General features: G+C 42.1%; 14 protein-coding genes. 7 read left to right on the top strand and 7 right to left on the bottom strand.

The genetic code is table 11. The features are described 5' to 3' along the window. Positions 1-71 precede the first annotated feature (71 nt). Positions 72-1553 carry a M14 family zinc carboxypeptidase gene (locus ACFOSV_RS06015; protein WP_377904407.1) on the bottom strand — a complete coding sequence of 494 codons (1482 nt, stop codon included), beginning with the start codon at positions 1551-1553 and terminating at the stop codon, positions 72-74. Positions 1554-1640: 87 nt separating this feature from the next. Between ACFOSV_RS06015 and ACFOSV_RS06010 the strand changes: the two genes are divergently transcribed. Next, positions 1641-2657, top strand: coding sequence for a dipeptide epimerase (locus ACFOSV_RS06010; protein ID WP_377904405.1), 1017 nt, complete (start codon positions 1641-1643; stop codon positions 2655-2657). Between the two features lie 41 nt (positions 2658-2698). Here ACFOSV_RS06010 and ACFOSV_RS06005 read toward each other — a convergent pair whose 3' ends face one another. Beyond that, positions 2699-3394, bottom strand: coding sequence for a response regulator transcription factor (locus ACFOSV_RS06005; protein WP_377904403.1), 696 nt, complete (start codon positions 3392-3394; stop codon positions 2699-2701). Next, the gene (locus ACFOSV_RS06000) at positions 3391-5106 is read right to left on the bottom strand and encodes a sensor histidine kinase (RefSeq protein ID WP_377904401.1); all 1716 of its coding nucleotides are present in this window, start codon (positions 5104-5106) and stop codon (positions 3391-3393) included. The genes ACFOSV_RS06005 and ACFOSV_RS06000 overlap by 4 nt, the downstream gene beginning before the upstream one ends. Before the next feature lie 204 nt (positions 5107-5310). Between ACFOSV_RS06000 and lysA the strand changes: the two genes are divergently transcribed. The 6 genes from lysA to ACFOSV_RS05970 all read left to right on the top strand — a co-directional run bounded on the left by lysA (position 5311) and on the right by ACFOSV_RS05970 (position 20618). Beyond that, complete coding sequence (gene lysA, locus ACFOSV_RS05995) at positions 5311-6525, top strand: diaminopimelate decarboxylase (RefSeq protein WP_377904399.1); 1215 nt, start codon at positions 5311-5313, stop codon at positions 6523-6525. A gap of 205 nt (positions 6526-6730) precedes the next feature. Beyond that, positions 6731-14542, top strand: a complete 7812-nt coding sequence (locus tag ACFOSV_RS05990) for a PKD domain-containing protein (protein WP_377904397.1) — start codon at positions 6731-6733, stop codon at positions 14540-14542. After that, entirely contained in the window at positions 14539-15573 is a 1035-nt protein-coding gene (locus tag ACFOSV_RS05985; protein ID WP_377904395.1) for a PorP/SprF family type IX secretion system membrane protein, read from the top strand. The genes ACFOSV_RS05990 and ACFOSV_RS05985 overlap by 4 nt, the downstream gene beginning before the upstream one ends. A gap of 374 nt (positions 15574-15947) precedes the next feature. Then, the gene (locus ACFOSV_RS05980) at positions 15948-18002 is read left to right on the top strand and encodes a T9SS type B sorting domain-containing protein (RefSeq protein WP_377904393.1); all 2055 of its coding nucleotides are present in this window, start codon (positions 15948-15950) and stop codon (positions 18000-18002) included. Positions 18003-18004: 2 nt separating this feature from the next. After that, a complete protein-coding gene (locus ACFOSV_RS05975) occupies positions 18005-19033 on the top strand; it encodes a PorP/SprF family type IX secretion system membrane protein (RefSeq protein WP_377904391.1) in 1029 nt (342 codons plus the stop codon). A 55-nt stretch (positions 19034-19088) separates the two neighbouring features. Next, a complete protein-coding gene (locus tag ACFOSV_RS05970) occupies positions 19089-20618 on the top strand; it encodes a cryptochrome/photolyase family protein (RefSeq protein ID WP_377904389.1) in 1530 nt (509 codons plus the stop codon). A gap of 96 nt (positions 20619-20714) precedes the next feature. Here ACFOSV_RS05970 and ACFOSV_RS05965 read toward each other — a convergent pair whose 3' ends face one another. From ACFOSV_RS05965 to ACFOSV_RS05950, 4 genes are all read right to left on the bottom strand, one after another. After that, positions 20715-21140, bottom strand: a complete 426-nt coding sequence (locus ACFOSV_RS05965) for a hypothetical protein (RefSeq protein WP_377904387.1) — start codon at positions 21138-21140, stop codon at positions 20715-20717. Positions 21141-21404: 264 nt separating this feature from the next. Beyond that, positions 21405-22721 (bottom strand): hypothetical protein, encoded by a 1317-nt coding sequence (locus ACFOSV_RS05960; RefSeq protein ID WP_377904385.1) that lies wholly within the window; start codon positions 22719-22721, stop codon positions 21405-21407. A gap of 103 nt (positions 22722-22824) precedes the next feature. Next, positions 22825-23487: a hypothetical protein gene (locus tag ACFOSV_RS05955; protein WP_377904383.1), complete on the bottom strand. Its 663-nt coding sequence runs from the start codon at positions 23485-23487 to the stop codon at positions 22825-22827. Between the two features lies 1 nt (position 23488). Continuing rightward, complete coding sequence (locus ACFOSV_RS05950; protein WP_377904381.1) at positions 23489-24004, bottom strand: RNA polymerase sigma factor; 516 nt, start codon at positions 24002-24004, stop codon at positions 23489-23491. Positions 24005-24131: the final 127 nt, after the last annotated feature.

Below are 24131 nucleotides of genomic sequence, written 5' to 3'. Positions count from 1 at the left end.
TGGACTAAAATAGTGAAAACAAAAAACCCGCCAATAGACGGGTCTTTCTTCTTTGGAAACTTTATTTAACATTAATACACTCGCTGCATAAATGTCTGTTCAGTAGGTTCATTGAGGTTAATCAAATAGCCATTGACCACGGCAAAGGCATTTCTACCATCTTTCTCCAAAAAAAAGTTGGGGTTGGAGCCCGTCTGCCATCCTGAATCGAAGTCGTCTTTTTCACCTAGAACTAAAATAGGAAGCTGATGCAATTCACCTGCTTCAAAACTTTTGACTTTCACCGCCAAATAGCCTTGCTTTAACAGCTCTAAAGCTTCGGCTTCATTGATGGCACTTACATTTTCAAATTCCTGAGGGAAGATTTCGCCAATTTTCAGTTTATGACCAGTTGCGTCAACTTCTTCCATCCCAAAGTAAACCTGCATATCTCCTAAATCGTCTACCGTTCCACGCTCGTAGTAGGATTCTCCTGCCGAAGAATCTCTTCTTCGAATGGCTAGGTCAACAGGGTAATATTTATCGCCGACTGGAACCTGAAGCTCATGTATGATTAAATCTACAAGTTGAATGCTATTATCAGGTATCGCGAAATATTGCTCCTCAGTGTAGTTTGTGTAGCCTTGGGTTGCGATTTGGTGCAGTGCGTTCAGGATGATCATAAAATTGAGCTGTCGGATGTATTGCTTGTCCGGATCACCTAGATAACCTCCTGACTCGATCAAAATGGTGCTGGTTCCCCATTTCTGTATATTATCTCCGAATGCTCTCGGCTCGAAAGAATCGTCATATTGCCCTACTTGTCCAGGGATTACTTGCTGTAGAACTTCATTCATGCCCACGATGGTTTGCATAGCTCTTCTTCTCACCTCATTGATTTCTCTGGCTTCATTATAGGCAGGCGCCAAAACGGAAATGGTTGCCTGTTTGGGCGTGTTTCCGACATTGTAGTAAATCTGTTGGTCGTGAAGATTGAATCCAAATTCCGGTTCGAAAGTGTCTCTTGCATTTTTTAGAATTACGGCTTCTGGCGAAATCTGAGAGATAGCGTCACGATTTAGATCAATGTCAAGTGCGTTTCTGCGCTTGAACTGCTCCGCACCATCAGGATTGATGAGGGGGATGAATTTGATCGAAAGCGAGGTCTTTAGTAATTCGCGCAAATCATCGTATTCATCGCCACTAGCCTTTAGGAAGTTGAACAGGTCAAAAAGAGACATGGTAGCTGTACTTTCATTGCCATGCATTTGAGACCAAAGCATCACTTTGGTTTGACCGCTTCCCCAGTCAAGGCTACTGATTGTTCTTCCTTCCACCGATTCCCCGAGCACATTTACTTCAAAGGCATCTTTATGTTTTTCGATCAGGGGTTGCAAATCAGCATGCTTAAATCTGCGGTTTTTTATTCCAGGTTCTTTAAAGGTTTCCTGAGCTTGGGCCAGCTGATCCACAGAGAGGGGTTCAAAGGTGTTTTCGGTTGCTGGTTTACACCCAAAGGATAAAAACAAAAACAGCAAAAACAGGCTATTTGAATTTTTCAATGTAACTTTCATGAAAATTTTTGTTTTGGCGACTGAAGCCATAAAGCTAGAGAAGTTAAATCAAAAATCAGTTTATTTGTTGACCAAATACCTCTCAAAATGCCCTTAAAGCTTTCTTTTTTTGTCAAAGACCTACCGTTGAAGCATACCTTCACCATCGCACATCAAAGTCGCGATATACAGGACACTCTAATTGTAAAACTCGAAGATGCCAGTTTTTACGGTTTAGGCGAATCCACTACCAATCCATTTTATGGCATGACCATAGACAATATGACGGCAGTTTTGGAGAGCTTTCGGCCTGTTGTGGAATCGGGAGAATGGGAGACTCCAGAAGAGCTTTGGAGTCTTGGTAAAGATCATTTTCGAAAAACCCCCTTTGCTCAATGTGCTCTGGATATGGCTGCTTGGGATCTCTTTGCGAAGCAAAAAGGCCAAAAACTCTACGAATATCTGAAGCTTGATCCAAAGGATATCCCGCTAACCAACTTCACTATTGGCATCGATAGTGTTGAAAAAATGGTTGCCAAGATGAAGGAGGTGGATTGGCCGATTTATAAAATAAAATTGGGTACGGCGGACGATTTGCAAATTATACGAGAGTTGAGAAAGCACACGGATTCAGTCTTTCGAATTGATGCCAATTGTGCCTGGACTGCCGAGCAGGCCATTCGGTATTCTTTCGAACTCAAGAAATTCGGCGTAGAATTTATGGAGCAGCCTCTGGCAAAGGACGATTTGGAAGGAATGAAAAAGGTCTTTGTAGAAAGCGCTTTACCCGTAATGGCTGACGAAAGTTGTATCGTAGAAAGTGACGTGAAAAAATGCCATGGACTTTTCCATGCGATTAATGTCAAGCTGGTCAAAGCGGGTGGGATTACTCCTGCACTGCGAATGATCCGTGAGGCAAAAAGTCTTGGGATGAAAACTATGGTGGGCTGTATGACAGAATCCTCTGTTGGCATTACTGCGATTGCCCATATTGCTCCACTTTTGGATTATGTGGATATGGATGGAGCGATGCTTTTGTCGCATGATCCGGCCGAGGGCGTGAAAATCAGCCCGAAGGAAATACTTTTTCCTGAAGGGAACGGAATTGGCGCAAGGCTGAAATAAGGCTGAAGTTAAAAAAAGACAGCCTTGGCTGTCTTTTTTACTTAATCTTCTGTGACGATCAGTTTGAAACCCTCACCATGTACGGTGATGATTTGGACTTTTGGATCGTCCTTCAGGAGCTTCCGAATTTTACTAAGATATACGTCCATACTTCGTGCGTTGAAGTAGGAATCATCTCCCCAAATTTGCTTCAAGGCATGACTTCGATTGACTAGCTTATTGAGTTCAGCGGCTAGGATCCGAAGGAGTTCATTCTCTTTTGATGTGAGTTTGTGCTTTCCTTTTGGCCCTACCAAATACTGCTCATCGTAATGCAACACGAAATCTCCAAATGAGTAATTCTTCAGTGTAGCCACTTCATCACTCTTCTTGGTCCGTTTTAGGATTGCATTCACCCGAAGGAGAAGTTCCTCCATGCTGAAAGGCTTGGTGATATAGTCATCTGCGCCGATTTTAAGGCCTTCGATCACATCGTCCTTTTGATTTTTGGCAGTGAGGAAGAGAATTGGAAGATCCTCTTGTACTTTTTTGATCTCTTTGGCTAATGTGAACCCATCTTTTTTGGGCATCATCACATCCATCAAGCAGAGATCATACTTGTCCTTTTTAAACTTGTTCCAGCCTTCTTCACCATCACGGCAAAGGGTGGGTTCATACCCTTTCATTTCAAGATATTCCTCAAGGATGTCTCCGAGGTTTGGGTCATCTTCTACGACTAATAGCCTTGCTTTGCTCATTGTTTTTTGGGTAAGTTAATGGTGAAAGTACTTCCTTTACCTACGTCACTTTGTACTGAAATGGTTCCGTGATGGGCTTCAACCATGGTTTTTACATATGAAAGGCCCAATCCAAAACCTTTGACATCGTGGACATTACCAGTATGTACGCGATAGAATTTATCGAAAATTTTCCGTTGGGCATCCTTACTCATACCGATTCCTTGGTCTGAGAAGATTAGCGTAATGATATTGCCATCGTCCTTTGCGGTAATCTGAATATCCAGTTTTTCTGGTGAATACTTGATAGCATTATCCAGCATATTATTGAAAATATGAGTAAGATGATAAAGGTCTGCTTCTATCCAGGGTTCACTTAACTTGTTGTGAAAAACGGATGTCCCATGTTTCTGCTCAATCTGTAAGCTCACATGCTGCAAACTTTCCTCAATAAGATCTGGAATGTTTACCACCTCGATTTTTAGCTTAAAGTCTTTTTTGTCCAAAGCAGCTGCTTGAAGAACATTCTCGACTTGAGCTACCAATCGCTTGTTTTCATCTTTGATGACCCCTAGATATCGATCTCGAAATTTACTTTTGCTCGATAATTCTGGGTCCTGTAAGGCCTCCACCGCTAAGCTAACTGTCGCAAGAGGAGTTTTGAACTCATGAGTCATGTTATTGATGAAATCATTTTTGATCTGTGAGAGTGCTTTTTGATGCAAAATCACGCGTATGGCATAAACAAAACAGAAAATGATGACTCCGATAAAAAGTACAGAAGAACCAATAGGAAGCCATACTTGCTGAAGTACGTGGTAGTCCTTTTCTGGGAAATAAACGGATAGAAAATTGTCTCTGCCGATAATATCGCTTGGGAAGAGTTTTGCCTGTACTCCATTATTGATAAGACTAGCAGTATCGGTGACCGTACTAAGCGCAAAGACTTTTCCTTCGTTATTGATCACTCCAAGTTCAAATTCCTCCTGAATTCCACGCTCGCTTAGTTCTTTGTAAAAAACCTGGGCTACTTCCTCAGGGTCGATTCGCTCCATGATATTTTTTTGCCCAGCGGTCATCTCTTCGTATGCGACATTGAGGAAATTGATTTTCATATTTGCCTTTCGGATTTTATCAAAGGCATCAGAAGAAATATTGATTTCCGAAATCAATTCGGGCTGGCTTGGAAGAGCTTGTGGGTTTTCTCTTGCACGCTTTTCCAAATCAGAAAGGTAGTTCAGTTGCTTTTCTTTTTCCTGTAGAAGGATGGCCATTTCATCTGGAGTAAAAATTCCAGAAGCTACTTCAGGAGTCATGTAGGTAAAAAAGTCCTGAAGCTCGTCCAATACTCTCAGGTCTACTCCCCGAGACTGCAAAAGTCTTCTAAAAGTAGGGCTCACTTGCGGAGCAAGGCTAAGCTCGAGGGAATCCATTACCGAAGCACGGTTAGAGATTACTTGACGCTGTCTGAAACTTAACTCAATGGGATCGATAGGTTCGAAAAGGGAGTCCTGAAGCGCAGTATCTTCCATCAAGGTGTTGAGAATCATTCCACTTGCTTCGCCTTTTTCTAAGGTTTCTATGGTTCTGCTCAATGCCGTGTACACGTTTTGATCAAAACGTTCTTGATTGATACTAATCGCATTTTTCACCCAATAGTACTGGAAGCCCATCAAGCCAAAACTAGCGAGGGTCATCAGTACGACAATAAGGGTAATGTTTGCCTTGGACATGTTACAAATTTATAGGCTTTGAATAGCCGACTTATTTGCTTAACAATATTTAACCCTCAACAAATTCCTTTTCATCGGGAGACTAAGGTCAAAATGGGTGAAAATCGTCATTTTTAGTCCAAAATGAGGGGCTTTTCCTTATCCTTAAAAAACATTAATCTCTATCTTTGCAAGCTATTAAAAAACCTATTTGATCTACTTACCATGAAGGTACAAGGCTTAGAGTTGACCGAGATTGCCCAAGAATATGGAACGCCGCTTTATGTTTATGACGGCGAAAAAATCTCTACTCAGATTCAAAATCTGAAAAAGGGCTTTGCTAAAGCTCCTTTAAAGATCAAGTATGCGACTAAGGCCTTGACAAATGTATCCATCCTCAAACTTATGCGAAGCCAAGGAGTGGGGGTCGACGCAGTTTCCATAGAGGAGGTGAAGCTTTGTATGATGGCGGGCTACCCAGCAAATGAAATCATGTACACTCCAAATTGTGTAGGGTTTTCAGAAATTCAAGAGGCAGTCGAACTTGGAGCCATGATCAATTTGGACAATTTGGTGATGCTTCGAGAATTTGGTAAAACCTATGGAGATAAAATTCCCGTGGCCATTCGAATCAATCCACACATCATGGCCGGAGGGAATTCTAAAATTTCGGTAGGACATATCCATAGTAAGTTTGGGATTTCGATTCACCAGCAGGAGGAAATAATGGAAGTGGTCAATGAATTTTCCATTCAGGTCAATGGACTTCATGTTCATACTGGGTCGGATATCTTGGATGCTGCAGTTTTCCTTCGTGGAGCACAGGTGCTTTTTGATATGGCGATGAATTTCCCAAATCTGAAATTTTTGGATTTTGGAGGTGGATTTAAGGTTGCTTATAAGCCAGATGACGTGCAAACGGATATTTTCAAAGTTGGCGAAGAAGTTTCGGAAGCGTTCAACGCTTTCTGTGAGAAATATGGGAGGCAATTGGAGCTCTGGCTGGAGCCGGGTAAGTATCTGGTTAGTGAGGCAGGCTATCTTCTGGTGGAAGCGAATGTTGTCAAAGAGACGCCGGAAATTACTTTTGTAGGAGTAAACTCCGGACTAAATCATTTGATACGTCCTATGCTATATGATGCGTATCATCAGGTGGAAAACATCAGCGCTCGACCTTCCTCCGCCTTAAAAAAGTATAATATCGTAGGGTACATCTGTGAAACGGATACTTTGGCGGCAGATCGTATGCTTCCTGAGGTTAATTCAGGAGATATTTTGGCAATAAAGAACGCGGGGGCGTATTCATTTAGCATGGCTTCAAACTATAATTCAAGAGTTAAACCTGCAGAAGTTTTGATTTGGAATGGTGAGGCAGCCTTGGTCCGTAAGCGAGAGGTTTTTGAAGATTTGCTTAGAAATCAAGTGGTTCTTGATTTTTAGGTCTATTCGAGGTTCCTTTTGGTATAGTTATTGATCATTGGAGGCAGAACGCCTGATTCATTTCAGTCATTCGTTTTGGAACCCGAATTGATCGATTGCCCGATCCTAAGCCCTAGTAGTTTCAGAACCTATCATTCCACATTTAAACGCCTCAAGGCAGTTGGTTTTTTGTACCTTTGTTTTGGGGGAATTAGTGACCTTGGTCATGGTTAGAAAGTATACAGGCAGACATCTATTTTTATTCGTTTTTTTGCTTTTGGGCATAGCTACGATGTCTTCCCATGCTCAAGTGGTAATACCTAGGGACGGCTTTCCCTATTGCGAGCCTTTTACAGGTAGTACCACCCGAATTAATACAGAATTCGGTGGTTCGGCACTTCTTACCTCAGGAACAATTGATGGGGCTGGTAGTGGAGTTCTGAGGCTGACCAACAATGATCCTGACCAAACGGGTTATGTATTTGTGGATTTGCCATTTTCTTCGGCCTACGGTATAAAGACCTCCTTTGAGTATTTCGCCTATGACCCTGCGGACCCTTTAGAAGGACCCGGAGATGGATTTAGTTTCTTTTTATTCGACGGAACTATTGGGCCTAATGACAATACTCCCCCTTCTAATCCCAATGAGTTTGAGATTGGTGGCTTGGGAGGCTCTTTGGGGTATTCCCCTCTTCGATACAGTGGGGGAAGTTTTGCAGGTGGTTATGGATTGAAAGGGGCCTATATGGGTATAGGTTTGGATGAAAGAGGAAATTGGGGGAATCAATATGAGGGGAAACTGGGTGGTTTTGAAGCTCCTTTCTCTTATGGATCTGGATTGTCTCCGGCTTTTTTTCCTAGATATCCAAACTCAATAGCCATTAGAGGGCCTGTGGTAGCAGCAGATGTCACCCGGGACAATGGAATGACTGGAGCTGGAGCTGGTTTTCCCGCTAGTTTTCCAGATCCACCAACTTATTTGAGTTATCCGTTTATTGATGGCAAAATTGTTTTCAATGATCCATCAGATCCATATCCATTTGATGTATTAAACTCATCATTTTTTCTACCCGCTTCCCAACGCTTTACCATTGGTGCGCCAAATCGGGTTATCGATTGTAGTGTGGATGGGTATAGAAAGGTCTTTATTGACTTGAGACCGACCGGTTCGGGGACCTACACCATCAATATGGAAGTCTTGGTGACCACTCCCACAGGCCAGCAAGTAGTCCCTATTTTTAACAATGTGAATTACCCTTACACTTCACCTCAAAACTTAAAGGTAGGCTTTGCTGCGGCCACCGGAGCGGCTAAGAGAAGTATTCATGAAATTCGGAACGTAACCGTAGAGGTGTCAAGTATTGATCCGATCTTGGCCCCAGCCCCACCAGATTTGGATGAGACTGTCTGTTTTGCTGAGGATTTAACTTTTGATTTTTCCGTAAGCCTTCCAGCTGCAAACCAATTTATACGATGTCTTCAACTCTACGAGACTAATCCAGGGCCTCCGGATAATTCACCCAATCCAGCCGGGGATGCTGCCGTAGGTAATTGTGCTCTTTCAGGAGTGTGTGCCGATAAATGCGATCCAAACAACCAAACCATCACCGTGGCAGGAGTAGGAACCTTTGAATCCATTTTAGGGGAATTGAACGACCAAAATTTCAATCAGGAAAGGGATGAAGCGGAGATTCTTTTTACGCCAGATCCAAGTTTTAGAGGGACTCACACTATTTTTTACACAGTTATTGATAATTATGGGTTGACTTCAATGCCACGTACTGTAACTGTAACAGTGAACCCTTTCCCTTCGATCGATAGTTCTGGTGCAATTATAGGCCCTACATGTAATGGACAAAATGACGGTTCTATTACAGATGTCGTTTTGAATGACTTGGTTCCCGGCTATGTATTCAGATGGGAAGATCAATTTGGTAACGTTTTACCAGCTAGCAATTACACGGTAAGTGAAACTACTGTTGGAGCTTACATTCAGGCGACTGTGGGTGTTTCGGGAGTGAATCTCGGACAGTATACCTTAATCATTTCCAATCCTGTTACCAATAATATCTGCGAAGACTCATTCTCTTTTGATGTTACAGATGAGAGAGGGACTCCAGTCATTGTCGACGTAGATGACCAGCAGGTATGCGAAGGATCAACCGTTTCCTTTGTGCCCAGAATTGATCCGATTTATGGAATTTCCGCGACTTTCCTTTGGTATAAGGATAATGGTAAAACTCAACCGATTACCAATGGGCTAGTAGAAGGAGCAGTGAGTTATTCTGTAGATGGTAATGGGGTTTTGACCATTACCGGTTTACCACAAAATGCAGCGCCCTTCCAATATTATGTAGAAGTCGCTGCTGATCCTTCACAGAACCTATGTGCTACTCCGCCTGGAAATCTCAAAGAAGTGCAAGCTCTGATTGTCCCGCCATTAGGATTATCTGCTACTGTGGTGGATGATCTTTGTAGGGAGTCAACCGGCTCAATTACCGTCAATGCTTCTGGTGGGTTTGGAACATATGAGTACAGTTTGGATGGAGGGCCGTTTCAAAGTGGAAACGTGTTTGCTGGCTTGCTGCCAGGTACCTACACGATAGATGTATCAGCTGGTACAAATTGCGTTGGAACCATCACAGAAACTATCGATGGACCAAGTTCTGCTTTGAGTACAAATTTCATTAGTTCAACCGTTCCCTCTTGTGGATTGGATAATGGGGAAATTGTCTTTGAAGTTCTTGGAGGAACTCCCGCTTATTCTATTCAGCTAAATGGTCAACCTCTATCAAGTTTCAATTTTACGACTTCAGGAAATACTTATACTGTGAGCGATGTTCCGCCGGCCGCCACATATACCATTGACATTCGAGATCAAAATAGTTGTTTAGTATCTATTGCGGATATTCCATTTGCCGCGATTCCGATTCCTGCTTTTGACGTCAACGATGATTTAGTTTGTCCGGGGGAATCGGCTGAACTTATTCCTCAAGTCGTCGAATTGGGAAATGCTGCCAATTTGAGTTATGCATGGGAAGATGAGAATGGAAATGCAATTTCGAATGGCACCACAAATGGAGTCACGTATCTCATTGATTCCTCAACTGGTCAACTCACTGTGACTGGCTTACCAGAGCGAGTGAATCCTTATGAATTCAGTCTGTATATTTCTGGAGATAATCTATGTTCGAATGATCCCATAGTCTCAGAAGTTGCCATTCGCCCTAGTCCAGCGATAGATCGAGCAGACTTGATTGATGTTTCTTGTTTTTCTGGAAATGATGGCCAGATCACCTTGGTTCCAGTGGATGCAGTGGCGGCCGCCGAATATGAGTACAGCATAGACGGTGGAGCGACGTATCAATCCTCAGCTAGTTTTGGAGGCTTGACTGCGGGTACATATAATTTTACGATTCGCAATACGGTGACAGGATGTATTTCTACTTTGGATAATGTAGATGTAAATGAGCCGAGTGAATTGACTTTATCATTCATTCAAGTGATCCAACCTGCCTGCGGTGTGGACAACGGTCTATTAGAAATAGATTTCGGAGGTGGCACACCAATTTATACCTTGGAAATGTTTGTGGATGGTAGTTCTACTCCTGCCTTCAGCGATACAGATGCAACGGCTCCAATCACCATCCAAGATTTGGCTCCTGGAGATTACGAAATCCGAATAACGGATGCCAATTCTTGTGTAATATCGATTACTGAAACCTTGATTGATGATGCTGGCATTGCTATTACAGTCGACCCAATGACCAGTGAAATTTGCGAGGGCCAAATTACAAGCCTAACCCCTATAATCAGCACAACCGGAAATCCTAATTTGACTTGGCACAAAGACGCTGCGGCCACAGATGCTATAGTTTCTAGTCCCACTCCAGATTCAGATGGGATCATTTACACGATTGATCCGACTACTTTGGAGCTTACTTTGGAAGGCTTACCCTCAGGTAATTTCACGTATTATTTGGTTGCCGAAGGTCCGGGATATTGCCCAAACCCTCCTTTTGAAGGGACTGTAACAGTTTTTGATGCTTTGGATGCAAGCGCTACCACAACAAACGAAATCTGCTTCCAAGCCGCGGATGGTACTTTAACCATTAATGCTACTGGAGCTGATGGAAATTATGAATATAGTCTAGATGGAGGAGCTTTTGTCAGCAGTAATCAATTTACTGGATTGGCGCCAGGTGACTATACGATAGATGTAAGAAGTGGAAATGGTTGTAGCTTCTCGTTTGTCCAAACCATCGAGGGGCCTTCAGCCGCAATTGCCGCAACAGCAGATGTATTAAGAAGTTCTTGCTCTGAAGCGAATGGAAGCATAGAAAACCTCACTATAACCGGAGGCTGGGGTGGATATTCGATTGAGTGGCGTCGAGGGTCTAGTACCGGAACAATCGTTACCGGAGATTTGACTGGAGCTTTGAATTTGCTCCCAGATACCTATTTCGCAATTATTACTGATTCGGAAGGCTGCGAGGCTGTTTTTGACTTCCTAGTGGAAGAGCAGCCACTACCAAATTTTGAGGTGACACAATTTGAAACTTGCGAAGGAAATGATGTCGTACTGACTCCTGTCAATACTGTTTCCGGTAGCTCACCAACGGATATTTTCTGGTATAAAGATGCTGCACTGACTATGCCAATTCAGGCGGGTGTAGATCCTGCTGATCCTGCAATTAGTTACTCGATTTCCGGATCAGGTGAATTGACCATTTCTGGTCTTCCTGGGTCAGTGACTCCTTATACTTACTACTTAAATGTCGTTTGTGGAGATCAAATTGTTGAGGGAATAGCTCAAGTTAATCCTTTACCCACTCCGGTATTTGAAGTAACCGACGCACTTTGCTTCGGCGAGTCGAATGGTACTATTGTTTTGGATCCTAGCAGTTTGGGAGAATATGGTAGCACAAACTATTCATTCACAATTTTAGAAACAGGTGAAACCAATACTTCCGGTGAGTTTTTGTCGCTGGCCGCAGGAACCTATGAGATGCAAATTGTGAACACGAACACTAATTGCGAAGCTTCTCAATCCTTTACGATTACCGAGCCAGATGTTTTGGCTATTTCAAATACTCAGTTCGAATCTCCAATTTGCGAACCAAATAATGGATCCATTTATTGGGAAATAGAAGGGGGGACCACGCCTTATTCTTACACTTTGGAGGAGAATGGGACTGTAGTGACAGGAGTAACCGTAGTTTCCTCCGGAAATGGGTTTACAATTACTGGGCTTACTGGTGGTGATTACACGCTTACTGCTACGGACGCAAATGGTTGTCAAGTAACCACTGATTATTCTCTAATCAATCAGGTATCTCCTGAGTTTACTGTGCAAGGCGCTGAAATCTGTGAGGGTGAAGTAGCGATCTTGACTCCAGAAATTATAGAATTGGGAGTTCCAATTTCTATTCCACAGTTTACTTGGTATCTGGATGCTCAAGGAAATAATTCCATTTCGGATGGTGACTCAGACCCAAACCTTTCCGGTGTTTCATATTCAGTTAGCTCAACTGGAGAAATAAGTATAAGTGGCTTGCCAACTTCTGGTACAGCATATACATATTATTTGGGAGTAACAGGGCCAAATACCTGCGACCAGTCATTAATTCCAGTAGAGGTCAGAGTGAATCCTATACCTTCGGTAGTATTTGAAACGGACCCTGAGATTTGCTTTGGAGCAGCTGATGGAAAAATCCGTGTTCAGAGTGGAGGTAACTCTGATTATCTGTATGAGGTCGTTGGGGTAAATACTTTTGATGAATCTTCTTTAGCAGCATTTGATTTTGCCCCAGGCACTTATCAAATAGAGGTGACCAATAGCACAACAGGATGTTTGGATACTTTTGAAGTGATGGTAGATGGGCCTGCTCAAGCACTGGCTATAAATCCTTTACAATCTATCGATCCAGGTTGTGGTGCGGATATAGGCGTTATTACTACCACGGTAACTGGAGGCTGGGCACCTTATCAAATCAATGTGTACCGAGATGGATCTCAAGTCCAATCTTTTGTAAGCACTACAAATAGTATCCGTGTCGAAAATTTGGCGCCAGGAGATTATTACCTAGAGGTAATTGATGCTGAGGGTTGTTCTATTGATTCGGATACAGTCACCTTAGTATATGGGCCATCTCAGGTATTAGTCGATGACATAGAAATATGTGAGGGTGAAAGCGCCGTTTTAACTCCACAAGTAAACCCTGCTGCTAGTGGAGTGGCATATGAGTGGTATTACGATGCGGGACTTGTTAACCCACTTGTTTCAAGTCCAAGCCCGGATGTAAATGGCCACATCATAACTATTGCTAATAATGGAGTGCTGACCATAGATGGCCTTGACGCAAATGATTCTCCAGTAAGTTATTATGTAATCGCTGTTGGTACGGATGTTTGTCCAGGATTTGTGGCAAATCCTTCCATAGGTGTTTTTGATGAACCGACCTTAACCTTCGTAGCAGAAGACGAACAATGCTTCGGAGAGCAAGGAAGAATCACTTTAACGGGAGCAGGGGGAAGTGGTACCTATGAATATTCGTTAGATGGGGTGAATTTCCAGTCAAGTAATGTATTTGATGTCATACCCGGTACTTATTCCGCTTGGGTGAGTAGTGGTGGTTGTGCATCATTTGTAGATGGAATTGTGGTAGATGGGCCAGGGGCACCAATCAATGTCACTTCAATAAATTCCTCCAACCCAGTTTGTAACACCGATAGCGGCTCGATTTCTTTCGATGTATCCGGAGGATATGGCGGATTTGACGTTCTTGTTTTCAGGAATGGACAAAGCTTCACAACGGTTCAACCAAGTAATGGAACTATAGAACTCATAGATCTAGGCCCAGGAGATTATTCTTTTGAAATCAGAGATAGTGGAGGCTGTATTTTCCAAGTTGCTAGTCCGGTAGTTTTGGTGGAGGAGTTGACTCCGTTGACGACGACTGATGATGAGATCTGTGAGGGTGAGACTGCGACCATTACCGCAAGTACTAGTCAGACGGGTATCACACCGACCTTCACTTGGTATTTTGATGCGGCGGGTACTCAGCCTGTTCCAAATGGTGCCCAGAATGGCGTTACCTATCAGGTGGGGACAGATGGAAGTCTTACTGTAGATGGACTTTTAGATGACGCCTCTCCTTATACATATTACGTCGGGGTTGGTGGAGCAGGTGTATGTCCACCGCCACTGGTCCCAGCTAGAATCACTGTTGCAGGGATTCCAAATTTAAGAGTTTCCAACCCATCAATTGTATGTGACCCTGCGGGCACAGTTGATTTGACCGAGTTTATTGAGGGGTATAATCCAAATGTTTATGACTACCTCATTGAAAGTCCTGCTGGAACGATTCTCAGATTAGATGAAATCCAAGATGTGGACCAGACCGGTGATTATCGTGTTCAAAGTAGCTTGAAAGACGCAGGATGTTGGTCTCCGGTGCAGCGGATTCAAGTGATTATTTCCGATGCACAGCTCATTCCTGAGTTTAATTATGAAATTGATTTAGGAGGTGGCAATATTATTGTGAATGGAGAAATACAGATTCTTGAGCCTGTCCTATTTGAAGATATCTCCCAAGGGAAGGTCATTATATGGAATTGGGATTTTGGGGATGGAGGAAGTAGCTCAGCTCAGAACCCAACCCATGAATATGATAGAAAAGGAACTTATACGGTGACGTTGACGACAATAGATGAGTTTGGATGTGTGGCTGAATACCAGCGAGTGGTAGAGGTGTTTGATGATTATATGATCATGGTCCCCAATGCATTTACTCCTAATGGTGTCAAAAATCAATATTTTAAGCCACAATTCCGCGGGGTAGCTTCTATGGAGTTTTACGTCTTCAACACTTGGGGAGAGCTGATTTATGAAGCTACTACCCTAGAGGATTTGGGATGGGATGGTTCACTGAATGGGAAGCCAGCTATGAATGGCAACTATGTTTACCGAGCAATATTTATGACTCGCTCAGGAGAGCGCGTAGAGAAATCAGGAGTATTTGTATTGATTAGATGATAAAAAGGCTATTCATAACTTTTCTGTTTAGTATTTCGATTTTGGGCTTCGCCAAAGCCCAAGATGTGCAATACTCTCAGTTTTATGCAGCGCCAATTTATTTAAATCCAGCTCTTACGGGTGCAAGTGAGCTCACTCGTATTGGGGTTAATTACCGAAACCAATGGCCAGGACTCGATCAAAACTTCAATTCCTACTCAGCTTACATCGATCACTATATTTTTGATTATAATTCTGGGATTGGACTCATTTTTAATGGAAGTCAGGAAAGTATGGCGAATCTTTCTACCAATGAAATTGGCCTTTCGTATGCGTATCGATTGAGATTAGGTGAGGATAGTTATTTCAGACTGGGTGCTCAAGCGAGTTATATGCAGCGGGATGCTTTTTTCTCTGATTTGGTCTTTGGTTCGCAGATTGATATAGTAAATGGTACCGTGGGCGGAATTACGGATGAGCTTAACGGTATTCCGATTGATTCCCGTTATAGTTTCATGGATTACAGTTTTGGAGGAATGTACTATTCCGAAAAAATCTGGCTTGGTGCCTCTGCGCATCATGTGACCGAACCCAACATTTCTTTCGTAGACGATCAGACCAGTAAGCTTCCGATGAAACTTTCACTTCAAGGAGGTATTAAGTTTGATTTGGTGGGAGGTACCAGAAATTATTTTACCCACATGTACTCTGAGCGGTCGATTTCTTTTGCATTTAATTACAAGCAACAGGATCCATTTAGTCAACTGGATATTGGAGCGCAGTTGTTTCTCGAACCTCTCGTTTTGGGATTATGGTATAGAGGTCTTCCTACAAAGAATGGACTCCCAAACAACGAGGCAATTATAGGTCTTGTAGGGGTGGCTTTAGAAAGTGGTTTAGATATTGGATACTCTTATGATGTAACAGCCTCTAAGCTTGGCTTGAAAAACAGTGGAGGAGCCCATGAAATCTCTTTGAGATACACTTTTTTGTGGGGAGATCCTAAATCTCGAAATCAACGATCAAGAACCATTCCCTGCTTTAGATATTGATTTTGAGCCTAATAACGTGAGCTGACCAAAAAAATTTTACTTTTTATTAAAAAAACTTTAAGGGCCAATTTTTGGCCCTTTTTTCATTTCATCACTAAAAAAAAGCTGATTCAAAACTATTTTTTGATTATTGAACTAATCTAAGAAAAATTACACTTTTCTAATATTTTGAGTTGGCTGACAGTAGCAATCGAAAACCTTGCAAAAGAGAATTTTTATCTATTTATTTTCAAAATACTAGTGATTCTAAGAATATCATTTTGTTGTATGTGACTTACAAAAAATAATATTCTAAATAACGAAATACACTTTATAAGATTTTAACTGCAAAATAGGTGTTCTAAAAACGCACTATAAACCAGTAACAAGATTATATGGAAAAATCTTTACTGTTAAAGAGAATTTGGGTACTAATTCTGCTGTCATCTTGGATAGGTCAGCAGTCTATTGCCCAAGATTCAGCTGCCGCTAGACTTTTCGGTGGAGAGACAGTATCACCCATTTCCGTAGCAGTATCAGGAAAATTAGCCCTTTGCTCGCATAGCGAGAAGGGCTCCATTATTTTAGATGTGACAGGGGGTAAAGCTCCGTACACATTCAAGTGGAATACCAACGAAACCACTCAAAACCGTTCCAATCTTTTTGCCGGCACTTATACAGTAAATATTACTGACGCCGATGGAGTAGTTCACGTAGAGCGGATTGTTGTTCAACCTCCCTATCCACTTATTCTAAACCCTCTGGAGAAGCGTGATGCTTCTTGTGGTTCAGGTGCGGATGGCTATGCGAAAATTGGGGTGAAAGTGGGGCGTGGTGAGCCCTATCGGATTAGCTGGAGCCATGGTTTGGAAGATCAGTGGGAAGCATCAAATCTAAAGCCAGGAAGCTATACAGTCACTGTGACTGATATGTTCAATTGTGATGTCTCTATTTCATTTGAAATTGAGTCCGAAACGGAAGGAATGAGCCTTTCGGAAAGTATTAAGCAACCGGATTGCTCATCTGCTGGGTCTGGAGAAATCAACTTAAATGTAACCGGTGGAAGTGCTCCTTATCTATACAGCTGGAGTCATGGTCCAAGTACAGCTAATGTATCTGGCTTGGCACCTGGAGATTACTCGGTAATGATTACGGATAAAACAGGTTGCTCTATTCAAGCAAATTATAGCCTCCAGGCACCATCGGCTATCGAAGTTTCTGCATCAGTTGATGACCCAACTTGTGGCGATCAAAACGATGGAAGCATTAGCCTAGACATTCAAGGAGGTCAGGCTCCGTATACAGTTTCTTGGTCTACAGGACAAAGTGGATCTTCTCTGTCAAATTTGGGAGCAGGTACCTACCAAGCCAGTATCACAGATGCGCAAGGCTGTACTGTACAGCAAACAGTTTCCTTAAACCAGTCTTCTGGAATAGACCTTCGGATTCAAGAAATCCAGCCTGTCTCATGTTTTGGCGGGAATGATGGAACTGCTAGTATAGAAATCGAAGGAGATAAGAAGGGATTGAATATTCTTTGGTCTGATGGGGTAGAGGATGTTTTGAAACGTACAGACTTGGCTCCTGGTACATACACTGTAACTGCTACCAACCATTCTGGGTGCGAAATGACACAAAGTCTGACCGTCGAATCGCCAAATGAATTGACAGCTAGAATAGAATCCGCATTAGATGTTGACTGCGCTGTGGGATCCATTCAGGGAGTTGCTTGGGTAAGCATCCAAGGAGGCACGGAGCCTTACACTATTGCTTGGGGACAAAGTGGCGCATCAAATCGTGAAATAAATTTCTCCCAAACTACCACACTTCAAGTGACGATCACGGACGCCAAAGGCTGTGTTGTCTCAGCAGAATCTAAGGTGGACTTTCCTTCTAATACGACCTCGGGAGGAAGATTAGATTTCAACTTTCGAAAGTTGGCCATCACAAGTGAGCCGGAGGTACAGGTTGATGAGGAGATCATTTTTGAAAGTGAAATTTCAGAAGAGTTCATCGCTTGGGAATGGTCATTTGGGGATGGCAACCAGTCAGTAGACAAGGACCCTATTCACATATTTGAGAAGGCTGGTATATACGAAGTGACCCTGACCGGATATGATATTTATGGTTGCTCTAGTGTGGAAATCAACACTGTTCAAGTGAATATTCCGCAAGAAATGGTGGTGATTCCAAATGCCTTTACCCCGAATGGAGATGGCTTGAACGATACCTTCATGCCAAAGCTCAAGTCTGTGACTGACTTTAGCATGCAGATATTCAATACTTGGGGAGAGCGTATGTTCACCACCACTCAAAAAGAAGACAAAGGCTGGGACGGGATCTATAATGGTCAACTTCTTCCAGCCGGAAATTATCTATACAATATTACTTACAGCACCCCAGAGGGGGAAATTATCCATCGAACCGGTGGAGTCACCTTAATCAGATAAAGATGAAAAAATTCTTTACCCTTGTCACCCTGCTTTTATTCTTTGGCCTTTTGGCCAAAGCACAAGACGTGCAGTACTCTCAATTCTACGCTGCTCCCTTGTACCTGAATCCAGCTATGACTGGTGCCAGTGAAATGACCCGAATAGGAGTCAATTATCGAAACCAATGGCCAGGATTAGACCAGTCATTTACTTCCTACTCTGCCTACGTGGATCATTACATTTTCGGAGCAAACTCCGGAATTGGTTTGATTTTCAACAAGTCAGATCAAAGCATGGCTAACCTGAGCACATCTGAAATCGGGGCAACCTACGCATATAGATTACGACTCGGATTTAGATCTTTCCTTCGAGTGGGAGCACAAGTGAGCTATATGGATCGCGATGCCTATTTCGGAGACATGATCTTCGGAAGTCAGATTGATGACCAGACAGGAGCTATTGGTGATTTCAGTGGGGAAAATCTTGGTGAAGATATGCGTCATCAGTTTATGGATTATAGCTTCGGAATGATGTTTCACAATGAAAATGTTTGGTTTGGGGTTTCAGGACACCATTTGACTCAGCCCAATATTTCATTTATAGATGGGGAGTTTAGTCAGTTGCCAATGAAACTTTCTGCGCATGGCGGGGTAAGATTCGACCTTTCTGGGGGGGCAGAGACGAATTTTCTCAACAATCGACAAGGAACCCGTGAAATGACTTTGGCTTTCAATTACAAAAATCAAGGTTCTTTTTCTCAGCTCGATTTGGGTACCCAAGTGAATATCCAGCCTTTGGTTTTGGGAGTTTGGTATCGAGGTATTCCAGTGGCCAAAGAAGGACAGCCCAACCATGAATCCATTGTAGCCTTGGTAGGAATTTCACTAGGAGGTGGAATAGATGTGGGTTATAGTCATGATTTTACTCTTTCAAGCTTAGGAAATGCAAATACTGGAGGAGCACATGAAATTAGTCTGCGCTATAGTTTCCTAGCAAGTTCTGCAAAGGGTAGAGGGAGAAAATCTTCCATGCCCTGCTTTAAATATTGATTTTTTTAAACTTTCACCCCTAATGGGGCTTTATGTAGATAAAGCCCCATTTTTTATGCCCAAAACCTTACGCTTGATCCTAGGGGATCAACTGAACAGTAAACACTCTTGGTTTGATGAATCAAATTTAGATGTCACCTATCTATTGCTTGAGATGAGGCAAGAGACGGAATATGTGGCCCATCATATACAGAAAGTAATTGGGTTTTTTCTAGCCATGCGAAATTTCGCCTCGCAATTGGAATCAGACGGGCATCAAGTCTGCTATTTTTCCCTCGATGATCCAGAAAATGAGCAAGATCTCGAAAAGATGATTGTAAAGCTGGTATCTGAGAGGGGTTATGATCAGTTTGAATATCAGCTCCCGGATGAATATAGGCTAGATCAACAACTGAAAGATATTTGTGCTAAGCTTAGTGTTCCGAGCAGATCCGTGGATACTGAGCATTTTTTGACCGAACGGGGATTTCTGAAGGACTTTTTCTCGGGAAAGAAAACTTATCTCATGGAGACCTTTTACCGACAAATGAGGAAGGATTTCGACATCCTGATGGAAGGCAGTGAACCTGTGGAGGGCAAATGGAATTTTGATGCTGAAAATCGCTCAGCCTTGAAGGATAAGCGTCTTTTGCGCAAGCCAAAACTCCATCCGAAATCCGTAAAAGAGTTGTTGGAAATGATCGAGAAGGCAGGAGTGAAAACGATTGGAACAATCGATTCGGAGTCCTTTCACTGGCCTACAAGCAGAGCCGAATCTCTCGAAGTTTTGGACCATTTCTGTGAAAACTTATTGGTCCACTTTGGAGATTATCAGGATGCTCTGACGACTTGGGACCCTTTTCTTTTTCATTCCAGACTTAGCTTTGCGATGAATTCAAAGATGCTTTCTCCTCTGGAGGTAGTGAAGAAAGTGGAGGCTTACTGGAAAGAAAATCAATCTGAAATTAGTATTTCCCAAGTGGAAGGGTTCATACGGCAGATCATCGGCTGGAGGGAATATATGCGTGGGATTTATTGGGCTAAAATGCCGGATTTTGCCGAGATGAATTTCTTTGGCCACGACCGAAAGTTACCAGAATGGTTTTGGACGGGGAAGACTAAGATGAAATGCCTGAGTCATTCCATCACTCAGTCTCTTGAGCAAGCCTATGCTCATCACATCCAGCGGCTGATGGTGACGGGAAATTTTATGTTACTGGCAGGGATAGACCCAGATGAAATCGATCAGTGGTATCTGGGCATTTACATCGATGCTATCGAATGGGTGGAAATCACCAATACCCGAGGCATGAGCCAGTTTGCGGATGGTGGAATAGTGGGAACCAAGCCTTATGTCTCCTCCGCGAACTACATCAAAAAGCAGGGTAATTACTGCAGTCACTGCGCCTATGATCCGGGGAAAAAAACAGGTGAAGGAGCCTGCCCTTTCAACAGTTTGTACTGGCATTTTTACGATCGAAATCGGGATAAACTCGAGAAAAATCCACGAATTGGGATGGCTTACAGAACCTTGGATAAAATGAAAAGTAAGGAAGAGATTCTAGAGCAAGCGGAGAAGTATTTAAAAGAAATTGAGAAGCTTTAAGCCAAAATACTTGCTCTATTTTGGAATTAGGGCAGCTTGAATAAGGGAAATAAGGCTTTTGTTTATTTAGTAGAGATATAATTTAAACCCTTTGAATTACTTTTTCTGCAAGGTCAGTTTATCAATGAATTGATCATTATCATCTTCCATTTCAATCTTGGTTGCGGTCATCGATAACACATACCAATCATCGCTGATTTCTTCCAGAATTTCATTTTGGGTAAAGGTGATCCAGAATTCTAGCTTTCCATCATCTCGGAGCGTTTTCCAAGTTCCTTCTTCCATCAATTGACCGCCATTGAATGCTTCAATTTTTCCCGCCGGCAGGAAGTTAAAAGTGATTCCGCTGTAGTCTGATGTTTCATCTTTTCCATCTTCAATAAAGAGAGAAATCCGCCATACAGAATTTTCAACCGTGTTTACTAATTCTTCTTCACTAGCATTCAATATGGGATCCTTGTCTTCATCATCGCATGAAAACAGTAAAAAGGTCAGGACAAAGGCATATATAAGGTTTTTCATAAGTCTTAATGTTTAAAAAAATAACGAAAGCTTAATTATAATGTTGTTTAGCTTTTTGGACAAAAATCAAACAAGATTTTGATTGTGGGGGAAATAGTCAGTGGAATTCTGATGTCTAAATAAATCCGATTTAGTAATCTAAGTTTCTTCGATTAGAAATTTGATGTTGTCGAAATTATTCGACTGCACCTATAGCTAATTTTGTTTCCCTTAGATACGAAGAGTCTATAATCCTGACCTGTCCTGATTAGGTGATTTTCATCTCTATAAAAACTCAATACTCTCGACTTCTATGGTACATGCCTGATTTTCGACGATTATTGACGTGACAAGAAATAGTTCTTCTATTTGGGTTGGAGCAAAGCTAGACAGCGGAATGTCATAGATATTCCATTGGTTGGTTAAGGTGAGCGGAACTTTGGTCTCACTTCCATCTGTAGGATTTGATTTGTCTTTTATGCTAATGGCTATTTTTTCCCCACCAAGGACACCTTTTAGTTTCAGACGAAGTGTCTTGAATTTTGAATAATCTTTCACACGATTAGGGTCCACTACACCATTTCCTACATACCAATACGCTACCGCCCAAGGCTGTTCGATAAATTGCACAATGGTATGGGTGCCCAAGTATTGCATATTCACGCCCTGATCATTGTATGCACTGGCTGTTGCAAATCCATAGTAGCCAGTATCAAATCCATGCCTTATCACCTTCGGATACGGTTCTTCGCTGTATTCGTCAAATACCAGAGCAAGTGTTTGATTAATCTCTTCAGTAAAATCTTTTTCGCCTGAAAGAATCATTTTTTGCAGAGCTTGCCCCCTTCGCAAGAGGTTTTCGTATTTTTCAATCAACTCATAGGGCCAAAAAAAGACCGGAATTAGGGTGGGGTGATTAATAATCTCATCCACCATTGGATAGAACTTTCCATCCAGCTCTGCGTTCCAGTCTCGAGTTCCTGTGGAAAAAAATGGGACGGAACCAGCTAAACTCGCATTGACGAAGTCGTCAAAAGAACTCTGAAGACTCTCGTTGTAATTATTCTCTAGGGTGGTTAGCTCATCTAATAAGTTATAGTAATCAAAAAGTAACTTCTCCAAATCGGTGCCTTGAAGTTGACCCAAGTAACCTGAGCTTTTCAAAGATTCGAAGCCACTCAGGTTGGGAGTCAGATAGTACTTTTTCCAAGCATCATTTATAGTTTGCGACATAAAGTCTAGGTTGTCCACACTATAAGGAAAGTCTGGTGTAATATCCTGTCCATATACTTCTTGGAGGGTTTGGGAATACTCGGGAGCAATTATTCTGGGCACAAGCGAAATTCTAGGAAATAGCTCCAGACGGGTTTCATTGATCTTTTCTGCTTTTTTCAGATCACTTTCAATGTTCTGAGCGATACTGTTTAAATAGCCCTCCAGCGCTTCTCGGTCTAGGCGCTTTTGATTGGAATTATTGATTTGGATGGCGATCAAGATGCCGATGACCACCAGAATAATCTCTCCAAAAGCATATTTAAAGTATTTGCCGATTTTGCTTTGATCCATCATTTCAAAACGAATTTTTCGAAAGAATTTAATCATTAATATCTTCTTTAAATCAGATTGAGTTTTGCTGTGCTAAAGCTTTGACTCACAAGCAATCTAACATTTAATCTCTAAAGTGGCTAAGCCGTAAAATGGTTGATCAGTTTGATAGCTCAAGCTGATTAAGCTCTTCCAATTGCGCCAGAGATCGATCCACTTCTTTGATCCCCGCCAAGGACATCAACCACTTGACAGTTTTTTGATTAGAGTTTTCTGGTCTGAATTTCACAAATATCCAAATGGCTACTGCAGTGAAGCTTAGCGTGATTACGGATTGAATAATGATTCCCGCCAAATTTGCTTGGTCAGGAAACCAAGAGCTATGCAAATGTAAGGTGCTGTAGAACGGCAGCTGGAGTCCAACATAGCCAACGCTTCGAATGAGTGAGAGCCGCAACTCGATGAGTTGAGGTTGAATTTCAGCCACTGGCCCTGAAAAGTCAATCTTCAAGCTCATGACCAAGTGCCGGATATAATCCGAAAATATTTTCAAATTGATTAGGAAAATTGCCGTAACTGACCAGAGGAAATAATTTCCGGAAAAGTTTCCACTCATTACTCCTAAGCTGACCAAAGCACCGAGGATCACTAGATACACACTTCCGAAGACAATTCCGGTAATTTTCTCAGCCTTGAGCCCACCCAAGGCTTTCTTGGCCTTTTGACTGATTTGGTCTTTTAGAAGTTTGGCATTAATGGCCATGATGGCTTCAATTTTTTGGTCTTGGGATTTCCAGAGGGTGAAAATATCCTGGTCGTTCATGTTATAGTTGGTTTAGTTTTAAGAATTCTTCTTTAATTATTTTCTTCAATCGATTCAGTTTGGTCGCTACATTTGTTTCCGATATCCCAATGATTTCTGAGATTTCACGATAGGATTTCTCTTCAAAATAGAGGAGAATTAAGGCTCGATCTATTGAGTTTAATGTGCCGATTACTTGATACAGAATTTTAAGTGATTGCTGCGAGGCACTTTCTTCCAATGGAATTTTAAAAACGATTTTTTCATCAAAATCTTGGTGGATTTCTTTACGCTTAGATTCCTTTCGCAAGTTGGAAATAGCCACGTTCAAAGCTATGCGGTAGAGCCAGGTGGAAAATTTGAACTCCGACTTATACTTTGGAAAAGACTTCCAAGCCTGAATGCTTATCTCTTGGATCAAGTCTTTAATTTCTTCTTCCTCTCTGGCATAGGAGCGGGCCACCTTGTAGAGTATACCCTTGTTCGTTTCGAGAAGAGAAATAAATTGGCTGGATAGAGTGGATTTGGTCAAAGGCATTTTGGAGGCTTTTCCTAATGATTCGCAGACTCCTTCAAAAAATCACAGGAGGATCAAATTAAATTTTAATCTTCTGATTCCCAAGTCAAAAAAGTATTTCAACCTAAAGTAGCTTCCGATCAAAAAT

It is taken from the genome of Algoriphagus namhaensis, assembly GCF_042649705.1.
In the GTDB taxonomy this organism is placed as follows: domain Bacteria; phylum Bacteroidota; class Bacteroidia; order Cytophagales; family Cyclobacteriaceae; genus Algoriphagus; species Algoriphagus namhaensis.
Note: the sequence above shows the minus strand (reverse complement) of the source record. Positions and strands in the feature narration are given on the sequence as shown.

Bases quoted from the DNA above. Each gene is read 5' to 3' on its own strand.
- ACFOSV_RS05970 (WP_377904389.1), top strand. From the start codon at position 19,089: ATGCCCAAAACCTTACGCTTGATCCTAGGGGATCAACTGAACAGTAAA.
- ACFOSV_RS05965 (WP_377904387.1), bottom strand. From the start codon at position 21,140: ATGAAAAACCTTATATATGCCTTTGTCCTGACCTTTTTACTGTTTTCA.
- ACFOSV_RS05960 (WP_377904385.1), bottom strand. From the start codon at position 22,721: ATGATTAAATTCTTTCGAAAAATTCGTTTTGAAATGATGGATCAAAGC.
- ACFOSV_RS05950 (WP_377904381.1), bottom strand. From the start codon at position 24,004: ATGCCTTTGACCAAATCCACTCTATCCAGCCAATTTATTTCTCTTCTC.
- ACFOSV_RS05955 (WP_377904383.1), bottom strand. From the start codon at position 23,487: ATGAACGACCAGGATATTTTCACCCTCTGGAAATCCCAAGACCAAAAA.
- ACFOSV_RS05980 (WP_377904393.1), top strand. From the start codon at position 15,948: ATGGAAAAATCTTTACTGTTAAAGAGAATTTGGGTACTAATTCTGCTG.
- ACFOSV_RS06005 (WP_377904403.1), bottom strand. From the start codon at position 3,394: ATGAGCAAAGCAAGGCTATTAGTCGTAGAAGATGACCCAAACCTCGGA.
- ACFOSV_RS06015 (WP_377904407.1), bottom strand. From the start codon at position 1,553: ATGAAAGTTACATTGAAAAATTCAAATAGCCTGTTTTTGCTGTTTTTG.
- ACFOSV_RS05990 (WP_377904397.1), top strand. From the start codon at position 6,731: ATGGTTAGAAAGTATACAGGCAGACATCTATTTTTATTCGTTTTTTTG.
- ACFOSV_RS05975 (WP_377904391.1), top strand. From the start codon at position 18,005: ATGAAAAAATTCTTTACCCTTGTCACCCTGCTTTTATTCTTTGGCCTT.
- ACFOSV_RS05985 (WP_377904395.1), top strand. From the start codon at position 14,539: ATGATAAAAAGGCTATTCATAACTTTTCTGTTTAGTATTTCGATTTTG.
- lysA (WP_377904399.1), top strand. From the start codon at position 5,311: ATGAAGGTACAAGGCTTAGAGTTGACCGAGATTGCCCAAGAATATGGA.
- ACFOSV_RS06010 (WP_377904405.1), top strand. From the start codon at position 1,641: ATGCCCTTAAAGCTTTCTTTTTTTGTCAAAGACCTACCGTTGAAGCAT.
- ACFOSV_RS06000 (WP_377904401.1), bottom strand. From the start codon at position 5,106: ATGTCCAAGGCAAACATTACCCTTATTGTCGTACTGATGACCCTCGCT.